The sequence below is a fragment of the Paenibacillus contaminans genome (genome assembly GCF_003285015.1).
Taxonomy (GTDB): Bacteria; Bacillota; Bacilli; order Paenibacillales; family NBRC-103111; genus Paenibacillus_V; species Paenibacillus_V contaminans.
Genome location: NZ_QMFB01000025.1, coordinates 74,469 through 99,820, shown reverse-complemented (window position 1 = coordinate 99,820; position 25,352 = coordinate 74,469). Strand labels below are relative to the sequence as shown.

Genomic DNA, 25,352 nt, shown 5'->3' with positions numbered 1-25,352 from the left:
TTGCCGCGGCATCCTGCTCAACTCTTGTTCCTCGTTAGCTTAAGCTGTACTTGACTCAATAACAAAGACCGGACCATTCCATTTCTCATTTTGCAGGAATTTCTTGTAATAATCAAACAATCCTGCCCGATAGCGTAACGAGGCTGCCGATTTTACTCGGCAGCCTCGATGTCTTGGACGTTAAGCTCTAGTTCCCATAGTTCAGGAATTGATTTGTTTAAGCTCAATATACGAGTCAAACTCACTATCCTCATCTTCACCTTTAAAACGGTGATCGTATACTTCCACCGTTACAATGTTGCTCTCCTCAAAATTATTTGCTTTAATCCAGTTCATTAGCTTATCGAAGGTTTCACCAATCTTACTGAGTGGCCCTTTATGAGTAAGCAGGACGTACTTGCCTTTGGGAATTTCGAATGAAAACATTCCATCTGGAACGTCCTTTAACTCATCAACCTCTACACATGCTAGATAGCCAAAATCATTTAATTTCATTGCTCCTATTGTTTCCAATTCATTTTTCCTGCCACGTATCTCATGAATTCTTGAGAAAAAAGATGGCCAAACCTCAGCAATGTTCACATGTTCTTTACCGATATTCCCTAGTCCAACAACTCTACGTGCTTCAATCTCCAGGATTTTAGGTAGCAAGTTTTCGGTTTCCATATCTACAATCCCTCCTTTAATTACTCTTAGTGATTGGGGGAAAATCACGGGTTTATAGTTTTCCGAATTTTTAGGGAAAGCATCACCCAAAAATACCATCTCCTTTATTTCAGATTATAACTTCATTTTTTGATGTCATTATGTATATTTTTATCAAAATATTATCGTTCTGGCCGGCCGCCGTCATGTATTTATTGCTATCGTACTCAGTCAACTCAATATTGGATTTCTATCCAATCTTCGAAATGATCTTTTACAAATCGAATCTCATTCTCATAGCGGGCCAACTGCCCCTCATCAATCATTTTTTGAAAGGCTTGGTTTCCGTTGACAGCAAAATTTTTCATCGTCTCGCACAGTACAATCAACCGTTCAATAATCCATTCTATTAGATTGTTAGGGACGGGAACTCCATAAGATTCAAAAAATAGGTGAATTCTCCGTCTGCGCTCTACAGCATGTTTTTCACGCTGATAGGGTACTACTTCCATTTTTCCCGAAGAAAAGTCAGGCGCGAAATCGCCAAGCGGTATCGATGTGTAAAGGGTGTACGCAATGTCCCACATACGCGGACCTGGGCCTGCCATGTCAAAATCAATCAGCGCCACAGGTTCCCCCTTTTGAAAGACAACATTATACAACGCTGCGTCATTGTGACAGATCACTTCGTGTTCGGCATCGTCGGCATAGCTAAGTTGCCATTTGTACTCCGTATTGGGAGTGAACGCTATAGTATTATCATGGAAATGACGCAAAAGGCGTGCCAAACCCACAAGCGTTTCGTCCGACCACATGTACGGTTCAAGTTCCGGATAATCGTTTCCAGCAACTTCTCCAGAAATAAATGTCAATATTTCACGACCGGAGTCATCGATTCCGAGAAATCTCGGTGCTCCCTCAAAGCCTTGTTTTTCTAAATGTTTGAGTAGTTCATGAACACTCGGACTCCAATAACCTATTGGGCGGCGAACAGTGTTCGCCATACGGACTACGTGATTTACATTACCGCCTTTTAACACTTCTTCCTGAGTCATAAGATTTCATTCCTCCCTTTTCAGTTCGTTATCTATTGCCGATTTTGCCTGTTAATTATGGAGGATACTCACCTTATATTAACAAAATGTTATAAGTCATAGCTTACAGAGAACAATTATAACTAAACTGCCCGTTCGTATTAGCCTGATCAATGTCGTCCTGCCTTCCCAACCTTCAAAGCGGGAAATAGAACAACAATCCCTCTATATAGGGATAGCCTTTTGTAAATAAACAACCGTTTCCCGACTGTATTCCCGATACTATTTTATAAAAAGAAAAACGGATAATGGGATTTTTTCAAGTCACCAATCGTGTTATATGCAGGAGGCGAAAAAATGGAGAACAATTCTTTATTGCGTACGGATAAAGAATTGGCAGAACTATATCAACGGCATGCAGATCTAGTTTACAGACTATGCTATATATATTTGAAAAATCCCGTTGATGCAGAAGACGCTGTTCAATCTGTATTTCTAAAACTGATCAAAACTCAAATGGTTTTCAATGACCGCGAGCATGAAAAAGCGTGGTTGACGGTAACAACCAGAAACTACTGTAAAGACGTTCTTAAAAATTGGTGGAAAACCCGCCGCGTGGCTTTAGATGCTTTACCGGAAGTTCCCTCTTGGAATGGTGATGAGCCCCCAGGGAAAGTGCTTGCAAGACTGCTTTCACTTCCCGAAAAATACAAAACCGTTTTATATCTTTACTATTTCGAGGAGTACTCGGTAAAAGAAATTTCAGAGATGTTAGGAAACAAAGAAAGTACGATCCAAACGCAACTAGCCAGAGGCCGTAAACGCCTTAAAATTGACTTGGGAGGGCATTGTTTTGAGTGATAAACATATCAATCAGCTATTTGAAGCTTTTACGCCAAAAAATAAGCAAAAGGAAAAAATATTCCGTAAAATTCTAGAGAAAAACAAGAATGAAACTACGGGGCTCAAAAAATTCACCCCACTGAAACGCTTAAGACCTGCAGTACTCGCTGCCGTCCTGATGGTTTGTTTAACTACAACAGCTGTTGCTGCCGCATTTCTAGAATTAGATGAAGTTTTTTTGAAATTTCTTAAACCGGTAAGTTATGAGCAGGCACAATATTTGTCAAATGGCGCTTATGTGGTTGACAAGCAAGTGGTAAATGAGAGTGGATCGCTTACCATTAAACAAGTGATCGGCGACAGCAATCTAATCTATATTTTAATGGACTTTACTGCTCCGGAAGGCACTGTTTTAAATGCAGCGCGATATCGTTTTATGGATCCCAATATTAGTACAGAAGATCATGGGGTTCGTAGTACCGGATTCAAGGTGCTGGATGATGGAAATCCTAACGACAATAAAATTAGTCTAGTCATGAATATCATGACAGAAAATTCAGTGGCAGGCCAAACAGCACATTTCAAATTCAAAGATTTACAAGCAGCTGATCCGTTGCCGGGAATTTTTCAAACGGTCATACCGGGTTCTTGGGAAACAACTTTTAAGCTGGATTTCAAGGAATACTCTAAAATATATAATGTTAATCAAAGCATTGCCATGTTTGATTATAAGGCAGTTATAAAATCGATCTCCGTTTCGCCAATTTCAATTACATTAAAGATTGAAAGCAGTTCATCAAAAGAGATTAGCGAAGCCTCTGAAGCCGCCAGTAAACTAAAGCAAACCAGTGAAAATGAATATTTGGATAGATACCCTATCACGATAAAATATAAAGATGGCACCTCAGAAACGACCAGCACTTTTAACGGAATGAGTGTTGCGGATCGTATAGCTAATCAAATACTTACGATCAAAACGTTTGAAAATGTGATAAATGATAAGGAAATCGCATCTATCGTATTTCTCGGCGCGGAAATTCCAATTGAAAACTGAATCCCCATGGGATCCTGCTCGTTACTTCAACAAAAGAAGGAGGAACCGCCTCAAGGCAAGCTCCTCCGCAATCGTTAACCGCTTTTGTTTAGTGCTCATCAATTGCCACAGACAGACTTGTACATATACAATAAGATAATAACAAAGGCTAAAGTCATATCGACAGGAGGATGTTGGATGCCGCAATTAATTTTTAGAGGAATTCCAGCCGAGGGGATACGTGCGATTAGCGTGCCGCTCGTAGAAGAGATGGCCGCAATATGCCAATGCGGAACGGATAATTTTACCTTAGAGTGCCTGCACGTCACCGCAATATTCGACGGGAAGTATACCGATTCGTACCCTTTCATCGACGTATGGTGGTTTGAGCGGGGGGACGAAGTGCGGGATAAGATGGCCGAAGCAATCGATAGACATGTCCGGTCGCTCGGTATACCCGATCTGGAAATTTCCTTCCGGGTTGGCCGCGAGGACAATTTTTATATGAACGGCCGCCGTTACGATTCCTAGAAATTTCAAAATCAGAATCAAGCTTCCATACTATGTACATAAGGCTGCCGAGTAATCGGCGGCCTTTCTGGTGATTCAACTTTCGTATCCGATAGTTCAGTTAGATCTTCTGATATGAATACTTCTCGAACATCTTCCGTTGATCCTCGAATTGTTTTGCAGCTACACAAAATCAAAAGGGTAATTTTCGGGCAAATTGGGGTGTATCATACTTAATTGTTCGATTAATTCCATGTATTCCGCACTTTCCTCAAAATGATCCACCCCATCCGCAATTTGCTCATATTGGCGAATCAAGTCAGCCAATTGCAGAAACCGCCAAAAATCAATGAATAGCGGTGAAACCACAGGGTCGATACGATCGTGATCAAAAAAGGAGATTAGTCCGTCGGCCAGATTCATCAACCAGGCATCACCTTGTCCGTTCCTAGCAATTTGCACATAGCGTTTTTCGAGGCTCTCATATTCACTGTACTGATTGTCACCTCTGTCATCACAAAACACCATTTCAGCGGCAATTTCTTTGCCTGTCAAATGCTGCATTATATTTATTACTTGTACGACATCAAGAGGTAGCGCACATAGTTTACTACGCATATAACCAGATATTTCCCGCGATTTACTTGTAAATGGTTCTGTAATCTCGGCTACCGTTCGGACTTTAAATGTTGATCGTTTGAATGTCATTATCCAGATCCTCCGTTCAAGATCCTAAAGTTCAACTAGTTGAACCAATGCCGATATGCGGCTATAGAAATCCATAGAATAATCACTATCCACACTAAGATAATTAAACTTCCTACAAGCCAATTTTTCGGCTTTCCATTTTTTATTCGGTCCTCGGCTTTTACTGTACACTCTTGAACAACTGCATTAGGTATCATTTTCAATGCAAGCGCAACGCCAAGTGGAATTAGTATCACATCATCCAGATATCCTAATATCGGGATAAAGTCTGGAATTAAATCAATCGGGCTAAAGGCATAGGCAACAACACATATGGCAAAAACTTTTGCATACCAAGGAGTGCGATGCGGGTTTAAATCGGACTATGTTCTTGTCGTCCGACAGTCCCATAATAATATAAGTACATCCTATTATGCTGCTTTGTCACGATATTTAATATGATTGTACCACTGGCCTCTATTTTGTTATGGTTACATTAGGATTGAAGACACGCTCTAGTTTAGTGACACGGCCATTAACCGTCCATTCGGCAACATATACGTCGCCATGTGAATCGACACATACCCCGTGAGGTGAACTAAACCGATCGGTTCGATAATATTCATCCGGCAAATTCGGCCAACCTTTCTGCTTGTAAGCTTGTTGATCTTCTCCCAAGTGACAAATCAGTTGATCATGTTTGTCGAATATGGTTACACGGCTGTTGAGATCTGGAAAATATAACTCGTCGTCGAAAAAGTAAAAATTGTCCGGCTTATCCATATCGTTATCGATGAATCTTTTATGCTTCCCATCCAAGGTAAAAACCTGAATCCGATGGTTTCCACGGTCGGCAATATAAAGCTCCGGTTCACCGCTTCTAATATTAACTGAAATACCATGTGGAGACAGGAACTCGCCGACGCCATTGCCTAACCCGCCCCACGAACGGATGTATGCCGCATCTGCAGTATACTGATGAATATAATGTTGTCCGTATCCGTCAGCAATATAAATATCGCCGTTCGGCGCCACGCAAACATCCGTCGGTATAAACTTTCGTTCACTGTCGTATATGTTCGGGAGATCAGGTGTACCGATTTCCAGAAGCACTTCACCGGTAAGCGTAGTTTTCACCATTCGTCCTTTGTTCACATCGGTTGTGTATAACACTTCACGCCCATTTTCGCTGTGCAAATAAAAACCATGCGCTCCCCCGTCAAATAGCTCTTCTCCCCAAGAAGAAAGAAAGTTCCCTTCTCTATCAAATACAACGACCGGATGTTTCTCTGTATGAAATACGTAAACATTGTCCTTGCTATCTACTACAATGCCGTGCGTGTAACCAAATTTAATGTGCGGCGGCAGCTTTCCCCAACCTTCCGCGATTTCATATACTCGCATACTATTACCCATTTTCATCCATGGTTCCTCCTAGTGGTAAATATTAGGTCCTCCTTAATTTATTGATCAGTTCAACTGTTGGGTTAAGGCGCAAGCTCTTCATCAATGCTATTATAGGTTCTAAATGGACATGGGATGAAGCTCTTGCACCAAAACTTCCGCATTTCCTCAGCCGTACAAATTGTAGTTCCGCTTTTGCCGGAACGATTCGCGGTATTCGCCCGGCAGCATGCCGTATTGTTTCTTATACTGCTTGCACAAGTAGGAGGCATCCGCCATCCCGCAATTGTCAGCAATCGCTTCAAGTGTCGCCTCCGACTGCTCTAGAAGCTGCTTGGCGCGCTTGAGCCGCATTTCTCGCAGCATCTGCATCGGCGTTAGCCCGAACTCCCGCTCGAAGGCGCGGTCCAAATAATTCGGACTCAAACTGACGAGCGCCGCCAAGTCTCCACGGGACAGCTTCTCGTGCAGCCGGACCGACATGTGCCCGATCAGCCGGGCGAATCTGTCGCGTGCGGAATCGTAGGCTTCGGAACGTTCCGGGCTGCCCGCCTTTTCCCAGCCGGAAAGGACGTGCTCCATCAGCTGCAGCATGCCCGATGTCAGCCTCAAATCCCGGAACGGAACCCCCGGATTGTCCCAAACGGTCAGCAGCCGCATAAATGCCGCCTCATAGCGCGCAGGCTCCGGTATTGTCACGACGGGTGGCACCCGGTACAACTGCAGCAGCTCCAGATGTTGCGCGCATTGGATGCTTACATGCATCCACAAATGGACGCCTTTCGTAACCGAATACTCCGAGAACGGCAGATGCGGCGGATGCAGCATCATATCACCCGATCGCACCGTATGCGACTCGCCTCCGCTGGTCGTTGTGACATTCCCTTCCTTGACGTAGCTTATAATCCAGTGCGGAAATTCTCTGTTTTCCAGGCAGAGCGCGTTATAAGCGGCTATACTCACGCTATGAAACTGAACTAACCAGGGCCCCTGCACCCAATCCATCGGCACTGTCGACATCTAATTTCACCCCGTTATGAACGCTCAGCCGGTTTCCTTCCATACGTATAGGCCGCCTCCACGATCTCTTCGCACGAGTCTACCCAGAACCACTTGCCGTGAGCCATGAAGGAAGGTTGTCTTCTGCATCCAACGCATTGCGATAAGCATCGCTCAACCTGGATTTTCGCGCCTTCCGCAGCCAGTCGGTTCAGCTGTTCGCCGTATTGGTGCTGCGACAAATTATTGATGCAGCAAGTGATTTGTACTCCCAACCCGATCTCCTCCCCCGAAGCCCGTCTGTCGTTCGATCAGCAGTTCTCCCTCGGCACGAAGTCCTTATAAACGGCTTTCCCATCTTTGGCAATGAGTGGACCGTTCCGGAAGACTTCGCCGGTTTCCGGATTGTACGCACCGTCCACGGAGTACTGGATGACATAGCCTTTGCGCGTCTGCGTTTTGCTGCGGTTTGGCGTGCTGCGGTGGAACAATAGGGAATTGAACGCGACCATAGATCCTTTTTTGAGCTCGACCGGGATTCCCTCGATATCACCGTAGTAACAAATGTAGCCGATATCGGTTCTGATATGCGGCACAAATCCTTTCTTGTGTGTGCCGGGTTGTACCCAAACGCAACCGTTCTCGATCGTGGCGTCCTCCAGCGCGAGCCAGCAGGTTATATAGTGAACGGGTTCGGTCGGCCCGTAGCCGTTGTCCTGATGCCAAGGAAAATCGCGGCTTGCTTCAGGGCGCTTGTAGACCGATTGGTCCCAGTACAGCTTCGTGTCCGGCCCCAAAATCGCCGTAGTAATGTCCACGAGCCGCTGATCGGCAATGAAACGCTGCAGCTCAGGGCTGCGGAAGTTGAGGTTGACGGTAAAATTAGCTACCTCTTTTTTGAAATCTTGGTTATCGGGCATGCAGTTCTTGCTCTGATCGATCTCATCGATGATCGAACGGATCGCGTCCATTTCCTCGCCGGAGAAAAGATTTTCTAGAACGATATAGCCTTCTTCCTGGTAATGCGTTAACTGCTCCTCAGTAAGCTTGATTTTCGGTTCTGCGCCAGATGTCGTCATGTCTGACCACTCCTCGATAATTAGGATGTTTTTGTTGACATCCACATTATAGGTCTCATGCCGGCCGCACTCAATGAAGCACTTCCGCTTCCTGTGGTAGTTTTTACGCCTTTGTCCGCAGCCGGGACAGCACCTTCGTTATTCCGAATAGGCAGACGTCACTCCACTTTCGATAGCTTCATAACGGTTAACTGGACAAGCGATCAGACGAGCACCTGCTTGAAATAATCAACTGGATTTAATGAACACCACTTTACTTATATAAGCATAAGCGGCATTAAGTATGTCCACAAAGAGGATTTCAATTCAGTTAAAGGTCATCAATACTGGTAAGACAGACAAAATAGCGGCAAGCTAGGACTTTAAAAAAAGTCTTAGACGCCGCTGTTTTTTACTACACTATCGTACCCGTAGCGTAACGGCATCCGCGTTTGATGCCTTCTTCAACAAAAAAGAGAACAATGCGACGGTCCTGATCTCAACGAGTAAATCCGTTGAAGCTAGCGCTTCGACATTGTGGAGAGCCGTTACTTGATGTTTTTGTTGACCGTTATCACTATCATGCATCCAAACATTAAGCTGCATTCCGTTTGTATGTGCGCACCGCAAATAGATATGAGACGATCATTATCCCTAAGCACCAAGCTAAAGCTACCCAAATATCATTGCCTACCGGTTGACTTGACAATAGTGCACGGATGGTTTCTACGATAGAGGTCACCGGCTGGTTTTCGGCAAAGGCACGAACTACTTTCGGCATCGAGTCGGTCGGCACGAACGCCGAGCTGATAAACGGGAGGAAGATCAATGGGTAGGAAAAGGCGCTTGCACCTTCCACTGTTTTGGCAGACAGTCCGGCAATGGCCGCGATCCAAGTCAAAGCCAGCGTAAAAAGCACGAGAATACCTGCTACGGCAAGCCAAGACAGTATCCCTGCCGACGAGCGAAAGCCCATAATAAGCGCTACGAGAATGATGACGATAACAGAAATGACGTTGGATACCACCGAGGTCAGCACGTGTCCCCAGAGCACAGAGGAACGCGCAATCGGCATGGTGTGGAATCGTTCGATAATGCCCCTTTGCTTATCCAAAAACAAGCGGTAAGCCACGTAAGCCACCCCGCTGGCAATAGCCATAAGCAATATGCCAGGCAGCAGGTAATTCACATAGTTATCCGTACCGGTTTGGATTGCGCCGCCAAACACATAGACGAACAGCAGCATCATTGCAATCGGAGTGATGCAAACCGTGAAGATGGTGTCCATACTGCGGAAAATATGACGCATGGAACGTCCAAGCATAACGCTCATGTCGCTGAAAAAATGATTTTTTGCCGACTCCATTTACATGGCCTCCTTTTTACCGATGATTGCGAGGAATACTTCCTCCAATGTCGGCTGTTTTTCAACATACTCTACCTTCGCTTTCGGGAACAGCTTTTTCAGCTCCGCGAGCGTACCGCCGGCGATAATCCTGCCCTCGTGCAGAATGGCAATTCGGTCGGCAAGCTGCTCGGCTTCCTCTAAATACTGCGTAGTCAGGAATACCGTCGTGCCGCCATCGGCAAGCTCCTTTACAATCTTCCAAACCTCGATACGCGCCTCGGGGTCAAGCCCGGTGGTTGGCTCGTCGAGGAAGATGATCTGCGGTTTTCCCACAAGGCTCAAGGCGATGTCGAGCCTGCGGCGCATACCGCCCGAATAAGTAGATGGCTTACGGTCGGCCGCGTCAGTTAAGCCGAAACGTTTCAGCAAATCGTCCGCAACTTGACGCGGATGATCCAGATGCCGCAGCTTGGCAATCATGATCAGATTTTCCCGCCCGGTCAAAACCTCATCCACCGCCGCAAATTGCCCGGTCAGACTGATCGCACGCCGCACATTCTCGGGTTTTGACGCGACGTCAAATCCGTTTACGACGGCGGTGCCTCCGTCCTGTTTGAGCAGCGTGGTGAGAATTCTGACAATCGTCGTCTTGCCCGCGCCGTTGGAGCCAAGCAGGGCGTAAATCTCACCTTGCTTCACTTCAAAATCGACGCCCTTTAGGACTTCTTTGTCCTTGAAAGACTTTCGCAGACCTCTGACTTCAATTGCTTTTTTCATCCCGACATCCCCCTTTTACTTTTCTTTATCCGCAACCTTTTTCATGGCCTTATGACCTTCTTGGCCAACAGATTCTTGATAGATATCCGCGTAAGTTTTTGAATCTTTGATTAGATCGTCGCAAAAAGCCGCTACGTCACTGCCCGTCACTTCGAGCACCCCTTTCCCCAAGGCCGCTCCCTCTTCAAAAAGATCGATAATCCCCGAGAGCAAACCCGTCCCCTCGGTTAGCTCAAGAGGGCCGACCTTAAAGAGATATTTTTGAATCTCTTTATAAACGATCTGATAATCTTGCGGAAGCGCTTTGACACGCGCCACGTGCGCTCGCCACTCTTTTTTGCCTTCGATGATATCTCGTATTTTCATTTTATTCTCCTCCTATTTACCAAATTTTTTAGCGATATTATTGTTGAGTTGCTCGCGCCACTTGTCGCGAAGCGATTTTGCCCCTTCTTCGCCGGCCAGCGCTGAACAGAAGCCTTTGATATCGTTACCCAAAACCTCTTGGATACTCTGACCGTCCGCCGCCGATTCTTCAAGCAGGCCAAGCACACCGTCAAGAATTGGCATGAGGTTACGACCGGTGAAATCGGAGTGCGGCCAAAGATTTACATTAATTTGTTCCCATGCCGCTTGATAATCAGCGGGCAGCTTTTTGATACGCGATTCAAAAGTCTTAAATTCTTTAGTCATGTCGCTGCCGGTGATTTTTTCCCAAAAGTTCATTATTCCTTCTCCTTTAACTCGTTAATTTTTGATGAAACGAACTCCCATTTTTCCCAGAACCTCCGCAGCTCCTCGCGCCCCGCATCGTTGATCGCGAAAAACTTTCGCGGCGGTCCCATGTCTGAGGGCTTCTTGGTGATTTCCACCAACTTGTTTTTTTCAAGCCGAATCAGGATGGTGTACACCGTTCCCTCCACAACATCTGTAAAGCCGAGGGCGTTCAGCCGGCGCGTGATTTCGTATCCGTAGGTTTCTTTGCGGCTAATAATTTCAAGGACACAGCCCTCAAGCGCGCCTTTGAGCATTTCCGTTAAGTTTTCCAGCACAATCACCCTTCGCTATTCTGTATGACTGGTATGAAGTATTACTTACTACCACTATAAAGTAACACGCAGTAGTTGGAATGTCAATAGCGTTGAAACGGATTTATATTTGCAAATATCCTGCCCGTTCGTTTAGCTGAAAAGGCTGCCGATTACGCCAGCAGCCTTTGTCATGGTTATTAGAATTAAGCAGATGAATAACCCGTTTATTTATGAGCGTTTTTGTGCAACCCAGGTGACCACATCACTTTCTAACCATACACGTTTTTCGTCCCTCATGATTTCGAGGGTGTACCGGCTCACGTTTTCCCGTAATACAGACCAATTTGCATATGTATTTTGCAGTAAAGAAAGCAGCGTTTCTGTACGAAAAAGGATCTCAAACATAGGGTTTAGTTGCGACCCTGTTTCCACTTCCGTCTCGCGAATGTTTGAGTTCATCAAGAAACAATGGATCCCTTGCTCCTTGGTTCCATTAATGATATTTTCTAATACTTGATGGAATGTTGCGATGGAATCCAAATGTTCTAAGGTAGAAACGCTAATTACATAATCATAATAATTGGGGCAGACATGAAAATTACTGATCTCCGATGTAATCAGTTCAAGCACCTCAGAAACGCCATATGCCTTTCCATGTCGTTGAAGGTTAGTCATAGCTGATTCAAGAAAATCAATACAAACAACTTTACCTTCAGTACCTTTAAGTCTTTGGGCGAGCGGTACGCTGTTCCTTCCAACCCCGCATCCCAAATCTAACAGTCGCAAATTGTTCTTTTGAGGTAATAATTCAAAGGTATCCATCACGGTTTTTACCGGTTTCTCTAACCATGAACCTTCCTGAAAGAGTTCAACGTTCTCATAGAAGTTATCGTGATATAACTTCTCCTTCAGTCGAATTTCTTCTAGCCGACCTGGCGACATTATGATTCCCCTTTTATTGAAACTTTTGATATCCAACTTAAACGGCAATGCCAACAATCAACCTTACTCGTTTTCCTTCAAGCGCAATGTCGCCATTTATCACCGCAATCACATCCATTCCTCACATTAGTATATCCACATATTACCACAGAAGTTGTTGAGATAACTGCCCGTTTACGCAGCGAGACTGCCAATCAAAATGACGGCAGCCTCATGTCTATTTATTTTCTTGAGCAAACGTTTTCCGTTCTACTAAGTCAGATTTTAAAATGATGAATTATGGAACAATTTCAAAAACGGTCCCTTGGTTACGATCAGCCACTTTCATTGAGCCATAGACCCCTAAAAATAGTTTGGTTTGATCCAGATTCGTTCCCAAACTAACATAATAAGCTGATTGAGCTCCAAAATCATAATCCGTTTCTATAACACCGAAATCATTTGGTTTATGATCTGCTTTGATCCCCGTATAAGCTAAAACCCCTTTAACTGGAGGGGGAGAGCCTTCATTCCTGGCAAGATCGGTAAACACAACGCTTCCCGTTAGGTCGGGGATTTCATTCCCCATATACGGCTGGACTCCCGTAAGTGCAGTTCCTCCAAATTTATCGGGTCGGGGATCTTTATGAAAATAACTCGTTAAAGGCTCAAGCCGCCTCACTGAAGTTTTTACCGCTTCATTGTAATAGGCAATTGTTTTCTCATCCAAAGCCGGATTTGCAGAACAGCCTCTAATAATCGAAGTAGGAAATGCACCTTCCCACCCTCTCCAGCCAAAGTTAATAAATCCTTCTTGGTCAGGCTCAGCATTCATTAAAGAAGCTTGAATTAGCTGGGGCACCGGTATCGGTTTATAATGAACGAATGAAAAAATCGACTCTACCAAGTCCTGTCCGACATTTCCCGCATATTTGATGTACTGATTATATAACCTTTGATAGGAAATGCCCGGTATGTTGCGAACCCCTTTGGCAATTACCGTAAGCGTTTCCTGAATAGGTGCGGGAAGTTCGTTGAACCGCGTGACTACGGGCGGATCATAAATAAATACATGCTTATTTACATCAATTTCAATAATTTTTCCGGCTATCTCCATATCGTCTTGACTTAAGTTAAAAGGATCATAGCCGGATCCGCCATCACCGGTCGTTAAAACAAGGTTTCCTGTTTCAGGCGAAAAGTTTAAGCTATTGACCCCATTATGATTTAAAAAGGGTCTTCTTACGTTAAGTAATGTCCGTCGTTTTTGAGGTTGACCTTTCGATTGTAACATCCATTCCTCAACCGTATCGATATGATCATACTGAGTTTCTCTATTTATCCACTTTAGGTTTAAGGTTCCGGGATCACACGGGTTAGGTTTAAAAGATTCAAATGTACCTGGAAGAGCGCCTGGCCCTTGTGTTCCGGCTGATGAAAAATGAAGGTAGAAAAGACCGTTATAATAAAATTCGGGATGAAACGCCAGCCCCAGCAATCCCCGTTCATCGTATCCTCCACTAGAAACACCTAGTTTCATGATTCGCGGGCTAATATTCAAAAATGTCCTTATAGCTCCGTTTCGTATGTAAAAGATCTCTCCTACCTGGGTTGCAATAAATAAACTTTCATTTGAATCACCCGGCAGTATAGTCGTTTTCAGAACGGTGGGCAAATTTAACTTACTTACAATGGGCCGTAAACGAACCTTAACTTTTATCAACTAAAATTTCACTCCTTTCTATTGTTTTCTTCAATAAGGATATGATTAACACTGTTCTATTATTAGTACGAATTAAGGCCAATCGGTGTGGAAGAAGGTAACTTAAGCAAAAAGATCGCCCTCCCCTGGCCAAGTAGACCAAGTAGAGGGCGATTGCTGTTTGGGATGGCTTCGATCTACATTTTGTTCCGATCATCCGTCCCCTGCCCGCATACTGCGTACAAGAGCCGCGGATCTCCGCTGCGATCTGTTCCGGGCTGACGATTCGGTGCCGAAGCACTACGAAAAGTCGGCCTTTTTTGCTTTATTTGCCTTGTAGAGTTAACCGGCACGTTATCATAATCTCCAAAGCTCATCCTGTCAAGAGATAATGTGCGAAAAAGCGATGCGGCGGGGGATCCCCCCTTATGCTTTTGTAATATGAATGAATTTCCGGGTATAAGGAGCAATTTCGCTTTTTCCAATTCGGCCGGTTTCACGTAATATTTTCTTCAGGCAGATGGGGAGACGGAAAAGGAGGAGCTGCATGAACCGCGTGGATAAAATCAGATTTTTGCTCCTATACGGTGAAGCGCCTGAAGCAAACTGTTACGGGTACATGGAGTTGAATCGGGATGGCAATATGATCGCGCTCTACAACAGGTATGGCGAGGAATTAGACATGTATGGCGGACATGAATTTGTCAAAATACGGACGCTTGGCAAATTCGATGACGAAGACCGCGATCATTTTTATTCCTTGCTGGAAAGTGATGGTGTAGGATAATCCGCACGACAGGCTGGCGATTCGATGTCAAGGCACTTAACATTAGGGAGGCAGAAAATGAACAAGCGGGTTCAAGATGCAAGCGGAATGAAGAGAGGGGCGATGTTAACCGCCCTGCTACTAGGTGCATTTGTTGCGTTTCTTAACGAGAATTTACTTACAAATGCGCTGCCTGGATTAATGCGGGAATTCAACGTTACGGCTGCCACCATACAATGGTTATCGACGGGTTATATGCTCGTGATCGGCGTACTGGTGCCGGTGACCGCATTACTGCAGCAATGGTTCACTACTCGCCAGATGTTTATGTCTGCGATGGCGTTGTTTTTGGCCGGTACGTGCTTGTGTGCAAGTTCCCCGGGATTCGGAATCTTGCTGATGGGCAGAATTGTTCAGGCTTGCGGGACAGGATTCTTGCTCCCGTTGATGATGAATACGATTCTCGCCCTCTATCCTCCGGAACGCCGGGGTGCCGCCATGGGTCTTATGGGGCTGGTCATTATGGTCGCCCCTGTTTTCGGGCCGGCCTTGTCGGGATTGATCATCGATACCCTTAGCTGGCGATGGCTGTTCTACATCGTGATTCCTGTCGCGCTATTTTCGATTATTTATGCAATCATCTACGTGAGGAATGTGACGGAATTGACCAAGCCAAAAGTCGATCTTTTATCCATTGTAATGTCAACCGTCGGTTTCGGTTGCGTCACCTACGGCTTCAGCCAAACAAATGTATGGGTTGAGCCCGAGGGTTACGGATCGATTGCCTTAGGCAGCCTCTTCTTGCTCTTGCTCGTATGGCGGCAGCTCAAGATCAAAGAGCCGTTGATCGATCTCTCGGTATTCCGGCATCCCGCTTTTTCTCTGGTTGCAGTTTTGATTGTAATCCTGATGATGGTTTTATTCGCCACAACGACATTGCTGCCGATCTATATCCAGGACGTGATGCAGTTGACAGCATTCTCGACAGGTTTACTTCTGATGCCGGGTTGCATTTTGAACGGGGTGTTGATGCCGGTGTCGGGGAAACTATTCGATACATTCGGGCCGAGATTCGTCATTGTGCCCGGACTGTTCTTGATCGCCGTATCGCTGTGGCTATTTGCCGGCATCGACAGCGATACGACGCGAGGTTCCATTCTGTTCAATCATATCCTCTTATTCTTAGGCATGTCGTTCGTCGTCATGCCGGCTCAGACGACCGGATTAAATCAACTTCCGCGTCATCTAGTCCCCCATGGCACAGCCATATACAATACGCTCCAACAGATTGCAGGAGGAATTGGCATCGCATTGTTCGTCGGCATCATGTCGTCTGGAGCCAATCGTTATCTTCATCATTCACTCGATCCCGCTGCGATGCACGAGAAGACACAAAGCATGGTCGCCGGTCTACAAACGGTTTTTGGGATTGCATTTATTCTCGCCGTACTTGTTTTCCTGCTGGGTTGGTTTATAAAAAAAGTACCTGAACAGATTTGAAGGTATAAATCATCCGATAAATATTCGAACCTGATCAGTATTGCTTCCAGTGGTATGAGCAAAAGTTATATTTCCATTTCCAATAGCAGTTAAAACAATATTTCGAGTTAACGAAGAAGCGGAAATCGGTTGAAAGGTAACGCGCGTATCGGCCCGAATATTGTTATTCTCATATACGGTGCTGCCTGAAGCCGTCAATGTCAGGATGGCGGATGAATCTTCCGTAGCGGACAATTTATTATCCCTGATCGTATTTCCCGCCGCTGCCACATAAGGATAATCTTTATTCCCTGATAACATATTATCCGTCAAACTATTCATGCTTCCTTCAATATATACTCCTCTTTGTTGAGTCTTGGTCATTTGATCGTCATAGCATCTATTTTCGGAAACCGTGTTGTACTTTGTGTTTGATTCATACAACCATACTCCGAATCTTCCATTATTTTTGATTACGTTACTGCTAATCAGGCAACTGTGAGCGTCTATTAAAAAAATACCGTCATAACGATTTTCTTTGGACAGGTTTCCTTGGATGATGCATTGGACATCCGGCTGGCCAGGGCTTCCGCCCACGTATATTCCGAACTCGTTATTTTTATAAATCGTATTATTCGAAACGGTCACTTCTTTAGACAGGTCCGAAACCCGTATTCCGGAACCTCCGTTATTATAGCAGCGATTGTTCGTGCAAATAACCTCTATGGTATTTCCAAGAACGGCTATCCCTTGTCCCGTATTATTTCTGCATATATTGCCTGAGCAAATCGAATAATCCGCAGGGTATCCATGGTGGCCGAATGTAATCCCGTTTTCCGTGTCATTGGTATCGCAAATGCAATTGATCACTCTTGTGTGCTTTGCATTGATCGACAAATTGCTAGAGGCGGCATGATGGGCATATACGCGTTCGACAAGGTTAAACTCGCCGCCGTTTATCGCGACACCGGAACCTAAATTATGATGGTACTCCCCGCCGACGATCTCATTATGATTGGATTCTCTTAACCAAAGCCCTTCTCCATCCGACTCATACAGCTCGCAATCATAGATTTTGTTATTATCGCAATAAAGCATATCCCATCCGGCGGAACCAAAATAATAGTCGATGAATTTACTGCCTTTGACGATCAAATTCTGGAATAACGAACGGCTTACCTTGGTCAACTGAATCGTGGCAAAATCCGCCCCTCCGCTTTGATTCTGTTTATTTGCATCCAGTTTTCCGCCGATAATCGCAATATTGTTGTTTCCGTTCGTTATATCGGAATTTTGAATCATGATTTTATTCACGTTGTTTTTAAGCTTCAAAGTAACGCCGTTTGCAAAAATAATTTGTCTATTGGAAGGTATTTTGATCGTGTCGGAGATCAGGTAAACACTCGTGTCCGTATTCGGAATATATACCGTTTCCTCAATATCTATAGCAGCCTGTATGGCCGATGTGTCGTCGGCAACCCCGTTGCCTTCCGCACCAAACCATCTAACGTTAACCGCCTCGTCGTAAATTCTTTTGAATCTGGCTCCTGCCGCCGAAACAATGACAGTGCCTGTGTTATCAACCGATATGGTATCGTTCAAATCGTAATAAAAATGCCCTTCCATGCCGCTATCGGTAACATAATAAATGAATTGCGAATCGGGATCGGACAAATTTCGAAGCTCGGATACGGTTGTCGCTATGCAATAATTCAAACTCGTCAGTACTTTCGGTTTGGTTTTATCCTGTTGGCCGTTCGCGCTTGCGATATTGCTAAACATTCCCCCGGTCGCTAGCGCAACACCGGCCAAACCGGCGGAGGCGAGCAGCGTTCTGCGATCGAACTTCCTATCTCTCTGGACTGAATTCGGATCGTTCGGTACGGACATCTTTAGTTCCTCCTCGTACTATTAAAAGTTTAGTAACATAACGTAACTCTTCCGATGCTAGATCGTCGACTTACCGACTGTTTATTTCTTCAGAGCCTGCTCATACTGCGCGATCGTTTCGTCGGCGCCTTTGGCATAAGCTTTTTTCACCTCGGCTATCAGGTCGTCCAAGCTCATTGATCCGCTCAAATATTGGATGATGCCATTCTCCCATGCATCGGAGAACGATTTGCCCATATAAACGTCGTAGCCGTTCGTCACGATAAGCGGGATGTCTTCCAGGAACACCTCATGCCCTTCCGGCGCCTTCGCTCCGATAATATTCGGCTCGGACTCCGTTTCCATATCGAGCTTCGAAATATTCTCCGGCTTGCTGAGAAACATCAAGTAATCCATAATAACCGGCAGCTTGCCCGGATCGTCCTTCTCCATGTAGCCCGGAATAACCCACTGCCCCGGCCCCCAAGGGCCAAGTATTTTCGCCCCTTTCTCCGTAGAGAGCGATGCGGACTCCTTGGTCACTAACGGGAAATTGAACGCTCCCCATTCAAAAGGCAGCTTCATGGCGTTTAATGACGCGATCGTCCAGCTCCCGCCGAACATCATTGCCGCTTTACCCGATGCGAACATTTGGTTTTGATCGTATTTGCTCATATACCCTTTGGGCCAGTATTGCGACCATTCCTTGAGCAGGGTAAACTCTTGTCTTAATATGTCCTCGTTCGGCATCACCCCTTTTTTGGTCGCGCGGGCGATTTCGATCGGGTCGAGCCGGTTGTTTTTGTCCTCATCCAGATGAGCCATGTTTCCGATCAGGAACTGGTTGTGCAGCAGCGTGTCCGACCAGGAAACATCGCAGCAGCCTTTGTTGACATGCATAAAGGCGAACGGCGTCGTGCCGCTTTCTTTGATTTTGGCCTGGACGTCCATAAACTCTTTCCACGTCTTCGGAATGTTCAGATTGAGATCCTTGAAAATTTTCTTGTTGTAATAGATCGCTACGCCTACGCCGTCAGCCGGAATATCATAGAGCTTGCCGTCCGGGGCTCGCACAGAATCGAGCATGCCGGGAACGAACGTATCGCCCCAAATTTTATTGCCGTTATACGGATTCGGTTTCTTCATCCATTCGTCAACCGCGTAAAACCAGCCTTTATGATAGTTCTCCCATGTCGTTTCGAAATTGGTCCAAAAAATATCCGGCGCATCCTTGGCCATCATCCGCGCTTGCAGCCAGGCATTGCGGTCCTGCGTGGTAGGAACCTTCACAAGCTCGATCTTGACGTTCGGATGAAGCGCCTCGTATTCTTTGTTCAGCTCGTCAAGCGCCTTCTTTTCCGTCGGGTCCTGCGCATCCGGTTTTTTCGGCAAATGCATTTGCGGGTCGAATCGGATCACCCATTTTTTATCGGCCGCCCCCTTGTCATCCGCCTTCTTAGTCGGCGAAGGATCTCCTGTGGCACTGTCACTGTCCGCCGGCCCTGCCGATGGCGCAGGATTGCCCTTGGAGCAGGCTGCCAGCACCAGCATGGCCATAACAATTATTAGTGCGGAAAGGAACAAACTGTATTTCTGTTTCTTCATCAAACGTAACCACCTATTCTCTCTTATTAGGTAATCGAGCCTCAATCTATTTTGGAGGTTTATCTTCGTCCTTGCTCGTACGGATTATCGTCGCTGCCGCTACATGCGAAAGCTCAGCCCGATCCGGCGTCCTACGACCCGCTGCAATTCCGGCTTGTTCCAAGCCCCGTTATCGTACGCGACATAAAGCACGTTCGGCGCAAGCTCGCGGATGCTCATGTAATGAGCGGTGAGGACACCTGACGTCACCTGCACGACATGGCTCCAGCTCTCCCCCTGATCCAGGCTGAACGCGACGTAGTTGCCGTTCCACGGGTGCGTCGGATCTTTCCAGCACGCCTTTTCGGGAATACGTACGCCGAACGCACAGACGAGAACGCCATTGTGCAGCTCTATCAAGTCCGGGTCCGCGTACATGCCGCGCAGCTCGTTCATGCCTTCGTTCGGCTCCGGGACATTGAGCTCTCGGAACTGCTCGGCCCACAACTCCGTTCTGTTGACATCGATCCCGCCGATCAGCTCTACTTTCGGTTCGCTCCACGTTACGCCTTCATCATCGGAATAAACAGCATGCATCTCGCGGCCGGTACGCATCAGACAGAGGAGTCTGCCTTCATGTAAGCCTTGGGACAGGCGGACGAGCACCGGTTCGACGAAGCCTTCGGTACCGGCATCCGTGCTTTTCACAACGGAACCGATTTGCCGCCAGGTGCGCCCCTTATCCGAAGAGCGGTACAAAATCGTACGCGCCTTGTGCATGCTCGGCATATAGGGACAAGGCACGTTATCGCCGTAAAACCAGGTATACATCGTTGTCAGAAGATCGCCGTCCGGCAGCTCGATCATGGACCGATGCAGACGTGCGGCCCGATGATCGTGGCCTCCGTCATCTTTTTTCGATTCGATATCGATATTCGTCAGTTCGAAAGAAACCGCGGCCGGCTCCTCGAGCGTATGCCAGTCGTCGTGCGACAATGCCAACTCGCCGATACCGTATCCGGGCTTATCCGAGGCCACAACATAGGTATCGAGCGCCAAAATCGTTCCGTCCTTCAGCTCCGCAGCCCCGCCTTCGATATTGACTTCGTCGACTCCTTCCTTGCGGACGAAGCGCTGCCACGTATTTCCCCCGTCACGGGAAACGACAGTGGCCATCCTATGCGGGAATACCATTTTCCTTGTGCCGTAAGGCTTTTGCTGCGGGAGCTGCGCCTGCACGACAAGCGTCCCTGCCGAAGTCGCCAGCATAAACGGCTGCAGCCCGCCCTGCAAAATCAAACGCTCCTCTCCGAACTCGACCTGTACCCTCGGATCCTCTGCAATCAATTTGCAAGATTTCATCCTACCGATCTCCTTTTATATGATTTTCCGCTTCATCATGAAGCTTCTGGTATTCTTCAATGATTTTTTTGCCGCCCGCATCGAGAAACCGTTTTTTGAACGACTCCCACTCTTTGTCCACATCGAGACGCCCTCCTACCGCGTTGGTCTCGAATTCAGCCACGATCGTATTAACGGCCGCGCCGTAGCGCGAGTGCGCTTCGTTCCGGTTGTTCGTCGGAAAGTTGACATCATTGTATTTGGGCGGGGTTGCCATTGAAATTTCGTAAACGGGCTGATCGGCTTTCGGAATGGTATGTTTTTTAGCAAAATCCCAAGTCATCGGAATCAAGGCAAAGTAAGCGTTGATTCCTTCCTTCGTTATTTTTTCTACTGACAAGTAATCCGGTTTCACCTGAATAATACCGTTAGCATCGAACGTATAACCCGTCCCTTCTTCGCCAAAATAGGCGCGTATGAAGAAATCCGAATTAGCCGCGATATATTCCTTGATCGCCATAATGCGCTCCATCTTCTCGTCGCTGGTATCCCGTCCGAAGTAAAATCCGGGGGTCATTCCCGGGAAGCCGGCTCCGCCCGCTCCGCGATCGCCGTCAGGCCCTGCAAACGGTTCGAAAAAGGCGATTCGGGCATTCGGATTTTTATCCGTCACCATATTCGTCACATTAGCTGCAGTCGTCGAGGCGAACCACCAAGGGTGATCGGCGAGCACGCCGAATTTGCCGTCCGTCCACTTTGCCCGCTGCTGCGGCCGCTGATCGGTAATTGATTCCGGATCGATCAGCCCTTCCTGATACCAGCCTTGCAGCGTTTTTACATATTCCTTGTATTTGTCGGTCAGCACAGTTGCGTATACCTTTCCCTGCTTATCGGCATAATAGCTCGCCGTTATTTCACTGCCTCCCAGCCCTAGGGCGCCGCGCAAGTAAAGCTGAACGCCATGGCTGCCATACGTATCCTTTTTGCCGTTTCCGTCCGGATCGTTATGGGCAAAACGTTTGAGCAGCTCGTGATACTCCTCGATCGTTTCCGGCATTTTGGCGATCCCGACCTTCTCCATCCAGTCTTGCCGGATGCCCATGACCCAAGGCTGCAGATAAGTATAGTTGGTATGTGGAACCGCATACAATTTTCCTTTGACCCTCATCGTGGCGTTAACGACCGCCGGGTCTACCATGCTCTCGATCGAGGACATCCAGGTTGGCATCAGCTTACGCAGCGCGTCTTCGGGAATCTCGCGCACCAACCCTTGCTCGATCAGGAAATTGGAACCGACATTGACGCGGATATGATCGGCTGATTTGCCGTCGGCGAAAAATAGATTTACTTGCTCCTGGTTATGCACATCCAGCGGCACCATCGTGATTGTGACATTGAACTTGTCTTCGATCAGCTTCTTCACCGGGTTATCGAAGGCGTCATTGATTTTGCCCACCTGATTGTGGCCGATCCAGGAAATCTCCAGATGTTTGGCGAAGGGGCCGGCGCTGTTATCGCTTGCTGCCGGCGAAGACGCGAAATCGCCGCTCTCCGTGTTTGCGCCGCCTCCGGTACAACCGACCAGCAGCAATGCCAGCAATACGGTCGCTGCCGCCCGTTTTCTTGCATCCAGCCGGCCGAGCTTGCGCTTGCGCTTGCACGGATCGCCTGTTGTATGCGGAACCTGCTTTACCAGGCCCCTTTCTTCTGCTGTCCGCATTTCAGACACTCCCTTATCCGGATTTCGGTTGTTGTATACCCGCTTCATGCAGAAGCCGTCGTCCTAACGACATCATAGGGGATAAAAGTTGTATGCGGCTATGCTGATGTCATGACTTGTCATGATCGCGGCATTCCCGTCATCATAGCGGTATCCCTCCGGCACTTAACGATGCTTCTCGCGAAAATCGCCCGGCGTTTGGCCGGTCATATCCTTGAACAGCTTAATAAAATGATTCGACTTGGCGTAGCCCAGCCGCTCGCTGATCTCCTTCACCCGCAAGTCGCTTTCCAGCAGCAGATGCTTGCTTTTGTCGATACGAAGTCTGGCCAAGTAATCGGTAAACGTAAATCCGGTGTATTCTTTGAATATCCGGCTTAAATAGGAAGGATTCAATCCGAGCCGTTCCGCGACATAGGTGAGTGAAATCGCTTTGGCGTCCCCATATTTGAGAATGTCTTTGGCTTGCTCGACATGCATGTTTTTCTTAATATGGAAGGCATTGAATATACATAGGGACGCTTCGCCGATCCACTGCTCGATTCGGCCTGTAGTCTCCTGCCAATCTCCTCTCTGAATCGCGGATACCAGCAAATCGAGACGCATTTCCGGCATCGCCGTTCTGATGTCCGGCTTCATTTCGTGTGCGGCTTCAAACAGTTTAACGACCAGGAGATAAAAGGTTTGCTGAATATGCGGCAGCCCTCCTGTGCCTACCGCAGCTCGCATATCGTTTACGAGCTCGGCAAATACAAGCAGCGCCTGTTCGCGATCCCCATTTTTGATGCTCAGAAGCAGCGCATCTTCCTTTTTCTTCGGATACGGCAGCTGTGCTCGCGGATGCAACCGGACATCGCCGATATAGATGACATCGGTATCGGATGCCATGCCCCGGTACTGCAAAGCTTCCGACGCCTCTTGATATCCCCGCGCCAATTCCCCGATTGAGCGGCAATACATAGCAAGCCCGACCGCACAATCAGCCGATCGCCTGCTCTCAACGGCTCTCTTGATCCGCTCGGCTAGACCGAATATCGTGGCCGTTTCCTGCTCTTCGCAGTTGATCAGCACCAAATACAGTTCTTCCTCGAGCTCCTGTACCCAATAATCATTCCTGTCGGCGAGAGCCTCGACCAAATCTTCGGTTACAAGCAAATGCTCGATCGCCTCTTTCTCTGCGCTCTGCGCTTTGCGGCGATCCGGCCGCACGGAAACGAGGAGCAGCGCTATGCCTTCGGGCCGCAAGGGGATTCCGAGAAAATCCAACCGTTCCCGGATCTCGTCGTCCGTGAAATGATGAGCTTGCAGCAGCGATCGGACAAACTTCTCCTGATAGGCAGGCATACTCTCGCGCAGCTTGCTCTGCAGCCGTATTCCGGCCGCATGAACGTCGGCCAGGCTGTCGCGAATGACTCGAAACTCGCCTTTTTGTTTGCGAGACCCTCTTTCGGCACTCGAATCGTCACGGTAGCCTTCCTTAATAAACTGCAAAATATGCTGAACCGGCCTGTACATCCTGCGGCTAGTTATGATCGTAAGTACCACGGTTGCGATGGCGAGCATAACGGATACGGTCAAAAATAAAGTGCGAATCCGGGAAACGCTAACATAAAGGTCCTGCAAATTGGTTACCTCGACGATCGTCCAGCCCAAAACCTCGGAATGCTGCCATGTGATTAATTGTTGTTCCGCCAACACTTTGCTGCTTTTTTGCACGGCTGCGGCCTGCCCATCCGACTCGGGGTTGGCCACCTCTTTCTGAATTCGTTCCACATCTTCCGTTCGATAAACAGCTCGATCGTAAAACAGCGGCTCCTTGGAATCGGAGAAGACGATCAGCGAAGTATGACCCTTCGTATCCAAACTGGAAATAATATTCCGATAAAAGATATCCGCATCCAAATTGATGACTACCGTATAGTTGACCTGCATGGGACGAAAAAAAACAGGTACGACGCTCTTCAGGCTGCCATCCGCTTGTACGGCCTGTCGAACATTCATAATTAAGGGGTAACCCAGCGTGCCGGGAGCGAGTCCATCTTGCCAGCCTTTGTCATAAAACCGCTCGATCTCATATTGGAGAGGACCGTTCGTCAGGACGATGCCTCTTTCGGGGTGGATGTAGTAGATCGAATAAATAAAATCGCTGTGCTGCATGAGCGTTTCAATATTTTGCTGTACTTTGGCCTTGAGCTGGATATACTCAGTCAGCTCCTTCTGATGATCGGACAAATACCAATGATCGATCTCATCGAAATAGTTGCCGTACGGCAGCCTGTCGAATTCCAACAGCGTGCTGTTCGTGACAAATTGGCGATATCCGCTTCCTACTTGTTTGATGACCAGCTCCATCGCATTTACCGTCTGGTCGAGATAACGATTGTTCGCTTGCTCGATATCGCTATGCATCGAGGCTTGCACGCTGTGATAAAAGAAGAAGCCGAGTACGCCGATCGGCACCAGGCAAATGAGCAACGAATACGCGATCAACCGGATCAAAAAATATTTGTGTCTCGTAAACAGACGTAAACGATTCAGCATCGAAGCTTCCCCTTTTCTTTTTTTCTGTCAAAACGCCACCCTTTGTATGCGCTATCATTT

Annotated in this window: 24 protein-coding genes and 1 pseudogene; 5 read left to right on the top strand and 20 right to left on the bottom strand. The window is 47.1% G+C overall.

What is annotated here, in order from left to right; translation table 11 throughout:
* Nucleotides 1-201: 201 nt before the first annotated feature.
* Together DQG23_RS31075 and DQG23_RS31070 are read right to left on the bottom strand one after the other, a co-directional pair.
* Nucleotides 202-756 carry a GyrI-like domain-containing protein gene (locus DQG23_RS31075; protein WP_238178126.1) on the bottom strand — a complete coding sequence of 185 codons (555 nt, stop codon included), beginning with the start codon at nucleotides 754-756 and terminating at the stop codon, nucleotides 202-204.
* A 125-nt stretch (nucleotides 757-881) separates the two neighbouring features.
* Nucleotides 882-1,700: an aminoglycoside phosphotransferase family protein gene (locus DQG23_RS31070; RefSeq protein WP_113034924.1), complete on the bottom strand. Its 819-nt coding sequence runs from the start codon at nucleotides 1,698-1,700 to the stop codon at nucleotides 882-884.
* A 336-nt stretch (nucleotides 1,701-2,036) separates the two neighbouring features.
* Between DQG23_RS31070 and DQG23_RS31065 the strand changes: the two genes are divergently transcribed.
* The 3 genes from DQG23_RS31065 to DQG23_RS31055 all read left to right on the top strand — a co-directional run bounded on the left by DQG23_RS31065 (nucleotide 2,037) and on the right by DQG23_RS31055 (nucleotide 4,086).
* Nucleotides 2,037-2,540: an RNA polymerase sigma factor gene (locus tag DQG23_RS31065; RefSeq protein ID WP_113034923.1), complete on the top strand. Its 504-nt coding sequence runs from the start codon at nucleotides 2,037-2,039 to the stop codon at nucleotides 2,538-2,540.
* On the top strand, nucleotides 2,533-3,576 hold the full coding sequence (locus DQG23_RS31060) for a DUF4179 domain-containing protein (protein WP_113034922.1): 1,044 nt from the start codon (nucleotides 2,533-2,535) through the stop codon (nucleotides 3,574-3,576). The genes DQG23_RS31065 and DQG23_RS31060 overlap by 8 nt, the downstream gene beginning before the upstream one ends.
* A gap of 177 nt (nucleotides 3,577-3,753) precedes the next feature.
* Nucleotides 3,754-4,086 (top strand): DUF1904 family protein, encoded by a 333-nt coding sequence (locus DQG23_RS31055; protein WP_113034921.1) that lies wholly within the window; start codon nucleotides 3,754-3,756, stop codon nucleotides 4,084-4,086.
* Nucleotides 4,087-4,248: 162 nt separating this feature from the next.
* Here the strand turns inward: DQG23_RS31055 and DQG23_RS31050 are convergent, their stop codons facing one another.
* From DQG23_RS31050 to DQG23_RS30990, 13 genes and pseudogenes are all read right to left on the bottom strand, one after another.
* The gene (locus DQG23_RS31050) at nucleotides 4,249-4,773 is read right to left on the bottom strand and encodes a hypothetical protein (protein ID WP_113034920.1); all 525 of its coding nucleotides are present in this window, start codon (nucleotides 4,771-4,773) and stop codon (nucleotides 4,249-4,251) included.
* A 211-nt stretch (nucleotides 4,774-4,984) separates the two neighbouring features.
* Nucleotides 4,985-5,117: pseudogene (locus DQG23_RS43195) on the bottom strand (YkvA family protein); the annotation flags it as partial.
* A gap of 112 nt (nucleotides 5,118-5,229) precedes the next feature.
* On the bottom strand, nucleotides 5,230-6,174 hold the full coding sequence (locus tag DQG23_RS31040) for an NHL repeat-containing protein (protein WP_113034918.1): 945 nt from the start codon (nucleotides 6,172-6,174) through the stop codon (nucleotides 5,230-5,232).
* Nucleotides 6,175-6,324: 150 nt separating this feature from the next.
* Nucleotides 6,325-7,176: an AraC family transcriptional regulator gene (locus DQG23_RS31035; RefSeq protein WP_113034917.1), complete on the bottom strand. Its 852-nt coding sequence runs from the start codon at nucleotides 7,174-7,176 to the stop codon at nucleotides 6,325-6,327.
* A gap of 14 nt (nucleotides 7,177-7,190) precedes the next feature.
* A complete protein-coding gene (locus DQG23_RS31030) occupies nucleotides 7,191-7,430 on the bottom strand; it encodes a YuzB family protein (RefSeq protein ID WP_113034916.1) in 240 nt (79 codons plus the stop codon).
* A gap of 36 nt (nucleotides 7,431-7,466) precedes the next feature.
* On the bottom strand, nucleotides 7,467-8,234 hold the full coding sequence (locus DQG23_RS31025) for a phytanoyl-CoA dioxygenase family protein (protein ID WP_113034915.1): 768 nt from the start codon (nucleotides 8,232-8,234) through the stop codon (nucleotides 7,467-7,469).
* A gap of 574 nt (nucleotides 8,235-8,808) precedes the next feature.
* Nucleotides 8,809-9,579, bottom strand: a complete 771-nt coding sequence (locus DQG23_RS31020) for an ABC transporter permease (RefSeq protein ID WP_113034914.1) — start codon at nucleotides 9,577-9,579, stop codon at nucleotides 8,809-8,811.
* Complete coding sequence (locus DQG23_RS31015) at nucleotides 9,580-10,338, bottom strand: ABC transporter ATP-binding protein (RefSeq protein ID WP_113034913.1); 759 nt, start codon at nucleotides 10,336-10,338, stop codon at nucleotides 9,580-9,582.
* 15 nt (nucleotides 10,339-10,353) lie between these two features.
* Nucleotides 10,354-10,704: a DUF1048 domain-containing protein gene (locus DQG23_RS31010; RefSeq protein ID WP_113034912.1), complete on the bottom strand. Its 351-nt coding sequence runs from the start codon at nucleotides 10,702-10,704 to the stop codon at nucleotides 10,354-10,356.
* Between the two features lie 12 nt (nucleotides 10,705-10,716).
* Nucleotides 10,717-11,064 carry a DUF1048 domain-containing protein gene (locus tag DQG23_RS31005; protein WP_113034911.1) on the bottom strand — a complete coding sequence of 116 codons (348 nt, stop codon included), beginning with the start codon at nucleotides 11,062-11,064 and terminating at the stop codon, nucleotides 10,717-10,719.
* Complete coding sequence (locus DQG23_RS31000; RefSeq protein ID WP_269321934.1) at nucleotides 11,064-11,369, bottom strand: PadR family transcriptional regulator; 306 nt, start codon at nucleotides 11,367-11,369, stop codon at nucleotides 11,064-11,066. Before DQG23_RS31000 ends, DQG23_RS31005 begins: the two co-directional genes overlap by 1 nt.
* Before the next feature lie 228 nt (nucleotides 11,370-11,597).
* Nucleotides 11,598-12,311: a class I SAM-dependent methyltransferase gene (locus tag DQG23_RS30995; protein ID WP_113034910.1), complete on the bottom strand. Its 714-nt coding sequence runs from the start codon at nucleotides 12,309-12,311 to the stop codon at nucleotides 11,598-11,600.
* 277 nt (nucleotides 12,312-12,588) lie between these two features.
* Complete coding sequence (locus DQG23_RS30990) at nucleotides 12,589-14,013, bottom strand: PQQ-dependent sugar dehydrogenase (protein ID WP_113034909.1); 1,425 nt, start codon at nucleotides 14,011-14,013, stop codon at nucleotides 12,589-12,591.
* Nucleotides 14,014-14,539: 526 nt separating this feature from the next.
* On the opposite strand from DQG23_RS30990, the gene DQG23_RS30985 reads away from it, so the two are divergent.
* Together DQG23_RS30985 and DQG23_RS30980 are read left to right on the top strand one after the other, a co-directional pair.
* Nucleotides 14,540-14,779, top strand: coding sequence for a hypothetical protein (locus DQG23_RS30985; RefSeq protein WP_113034908.1), 240 nt, complete (start codon nucleotides 14,540-14,542; stop codon nucleotides 14,777-14,779).
* 57 nt (nucleotides 14,780-14,836) lie between these two features.
* A complete protein-coding gene (locus DQG23_RS30980; protein ID WP_113034907.1) occupies nucleotides 14,837-16,258 on the top strand; it encodes an MDR family MFS transporter in 1,422 nt (473 codons plus the stop codon).
* Nucleotides 16,259-16,267: 9 nt separating this feature from the next.
* Here the strand turns inward: DQG23_RS30980 and DQG23_RS30975 are convergent, their stop codons facing one another.
* The 5 genes from DQG23_RS30975 to DQG23_RS30955 all read right to left on the bottom strand — a co-directional run bounded on the left by DQG23_RS30975 (nucleotide 16,268) and on the right by DQG23_RS30955 (nucleotide 25,292).
* Entirely contained in the window at nucleotides 16,268-18,127 is a 1,860-nt protein-coding gene (locus tag DQG23_RS30975; protein ID WP_113034906.1) for a right-handed parallel beta-helix repeat-containing protein, read from the bottom strand.
* Between the two features lie 81 nt (nucleotides 18,128-18,208).
* The gene (locus tag DQG23_RS30970; RefSeq protein WP_113034905.1) at nucleotides 18,209-19,711 is read right to left on the bottom strand and encodes an ABC transporter substrate-binding protein; all 1,503 of its coding nucleotides are present in this window, start codon (nucleotides 19,709-19,711) and stop codon (nucleotides 18,209-18,211) included.
* A gap of 99 nt (nucleotides 19,712-19,810) precedes the next feature.
* Complete coding sequence (locus tag DQG23_RS30965; protein ID WP_113034904.1) at nucleotides 19,811-21,052, bottom strand: sialidase family protein; 1,242 nt, start codon at nucleotides 21,050-21,052, stop codon at nucleotides 19,811-19,813.
* 1 nt (nucleotide 21,053) lies between these two features.
* Nucleotides 21,054-22,751, bottom strand: a complete 1,698-nt coding sequence (locus tag DQG23_RS30960) for a type 2 periplasmic-binding domain-containing protein (RefSeq protein ID WP_113034903.1) — start codon at nucleotides 22,749-22,751, stop codon at nucleotides 21,054-21,056.
* A 165-nt stretch (nucleotides 22,752-22,916) separates the two neighbouring features.
* The gene (locus DQG23_RS30955; RefSeq protein ID WP_113034902.1) at nucleotides 22,917-25,292 is read right to left on the bottom strand and encodes a helix-turn-helix domain-containing protein; all 2,376 of its coding nucleotides are present in this window, start codon (nucleotides 25,290-25,292) and stop codon (nucleotides 22,917-22,919) included.
* Between the last annotated feature and the right edge of the window lie 60 nt (nucleotides 25,293-25,352).

Coding starts and splice junctions, on each gene's coding strand:
- DQG23_RS31070 (WP_113034924.1), bottom strand. CDS start 1,700: ATGACTCAGGAAGAAGTGTTAAAAGGCGGTAATGTAAATCACGTAGTC.
- DQG23_RS31065 (WP_113034923.1), top strand. CDS start 2,037: ATGGAGAACAATTCTTTATTGCGTACGGATAAAGAATTGGCAGAACTA.
- DQG23_RS31055 (WP_113034921.1), top strand. CDS start 3,754: ATGCCGCAATTAATTTTTAGAGGAATTCCAGCCGAGGGGATACGTGCG.
- DQG23_RS31050 (WP_113034920.1), bottom strand. CDS start 4,773: ATGACATTCAAACGATCAACATTTAAAGTCCGAACGGTAGCCGAGATT.
- DQG23_RS31040 (WP_113034918.1), bottom strand. CDS start 6,174: ATGAAAATGGGTAATAGTATGCGAGTATATGAAATCGCGGAAGGTTGG.
- DQG23_RS31035 (WP_113034917.1), bottom strand. CDS start 7,176: ATGTCGACAGTGCCGATGGATTGGGTGCAGGGGCCCTGGTTAGTTCAG.
- DQG23_RS31025 (WP_113034915.1), bottom strand. CDS start 8,234: ATGACGACATCTGGCGCAGAACCGAAAATCAAGCTTACTGAGGAGCAG.
- DQG23_RS31020 (WP_113034914.1), bottom strand. CDS start 9,579: ATGGAGTCGGCAAAAAATCATTTTTTCAGCGACATGAGCGTTATGCTT.
- DQG23_RS31015 (WP_113034913.1), bottom strand. CDS start 10,338: ATGAAAAAAGCAATTGAAGTCAGAGGTCTGCGAAAGTCTTTCAAGGAC.
- DQG23_RS31010 (WP_113034912.1), bottom strand. CDS start 10,704: ATGAAAATACGAGATATCATCGAAGGCAAAAAAGAGTGGCGAGCGCAC.
- DQG23_RS31005 (WP_113034911.1), bottom strand. CDS start 11,064: ATGAACTTTTGGGAAAAAATCACCGGCAGCGACATGACTAAAGAATTT.
- DQG23_RS31000 (WP_269321934.1), bottom strand. CDS start 11,369: ATGCTCAAAGGCGCGCTTGAGGGCTGTGTCCTTGAAATTATTAGCCGC.
- DQG23_RS30995 (WP_113034910.1), bottom strand. CDS start 12,311: ATGTCGCCAGGTCGGCTAGAAGAAATTCGACTGAAGGAGAAGTTATAT.
- DQG23_RS30985 (WP_113034908.1), top strand. CDS start 14,540: ATGAACCGCGTGGATAAAATCAGATTTTTGCTCCTATACGGTGAAGCG.
- DQG23_RS30980 (WP_113034907.1), top strand. CDS start 14,837: ATGAACAAGCGGGTTCAAGATGCAAGCGGAATGAAGAGAGGGGCGATG.
- DQG23_RS30975 (WP_113034906.1), bottom strand. CDS start 18,127: ATGTCCGTACCGAACGATCCGAATTCAGTCCAGAGAGATAGGAAGTTC.
- DQG23_RS30970 (WP_113034905.1), bottom strand. CDS start 19,711: ATGAAGAAACAGAAATACAGTTTGTTCCTTTCCGCACTAATAATTGTT.
- DQG23_RS30965 (WP_113034904.1), bottom strand. CDS start 21,052: ATGAAATCTTGCAAATTGATTGCAGAGGATCCGAGGGTACAGGTCGAG.
- DQG23_RS30960 (WP_113034903.1), bottom strand. CDS start 22,751: ATGCGGACAGCAGAAGAAAGGGGCCTGGTAAAGCAGGTTCCGCATACA.
- DQG23_RS30955 (WP_113034902.1), bottom strand. CDS start 25,292: ATGCTGAATCGTTTACGTCTGTTTACGAGACACAAATATTTTTTGATC.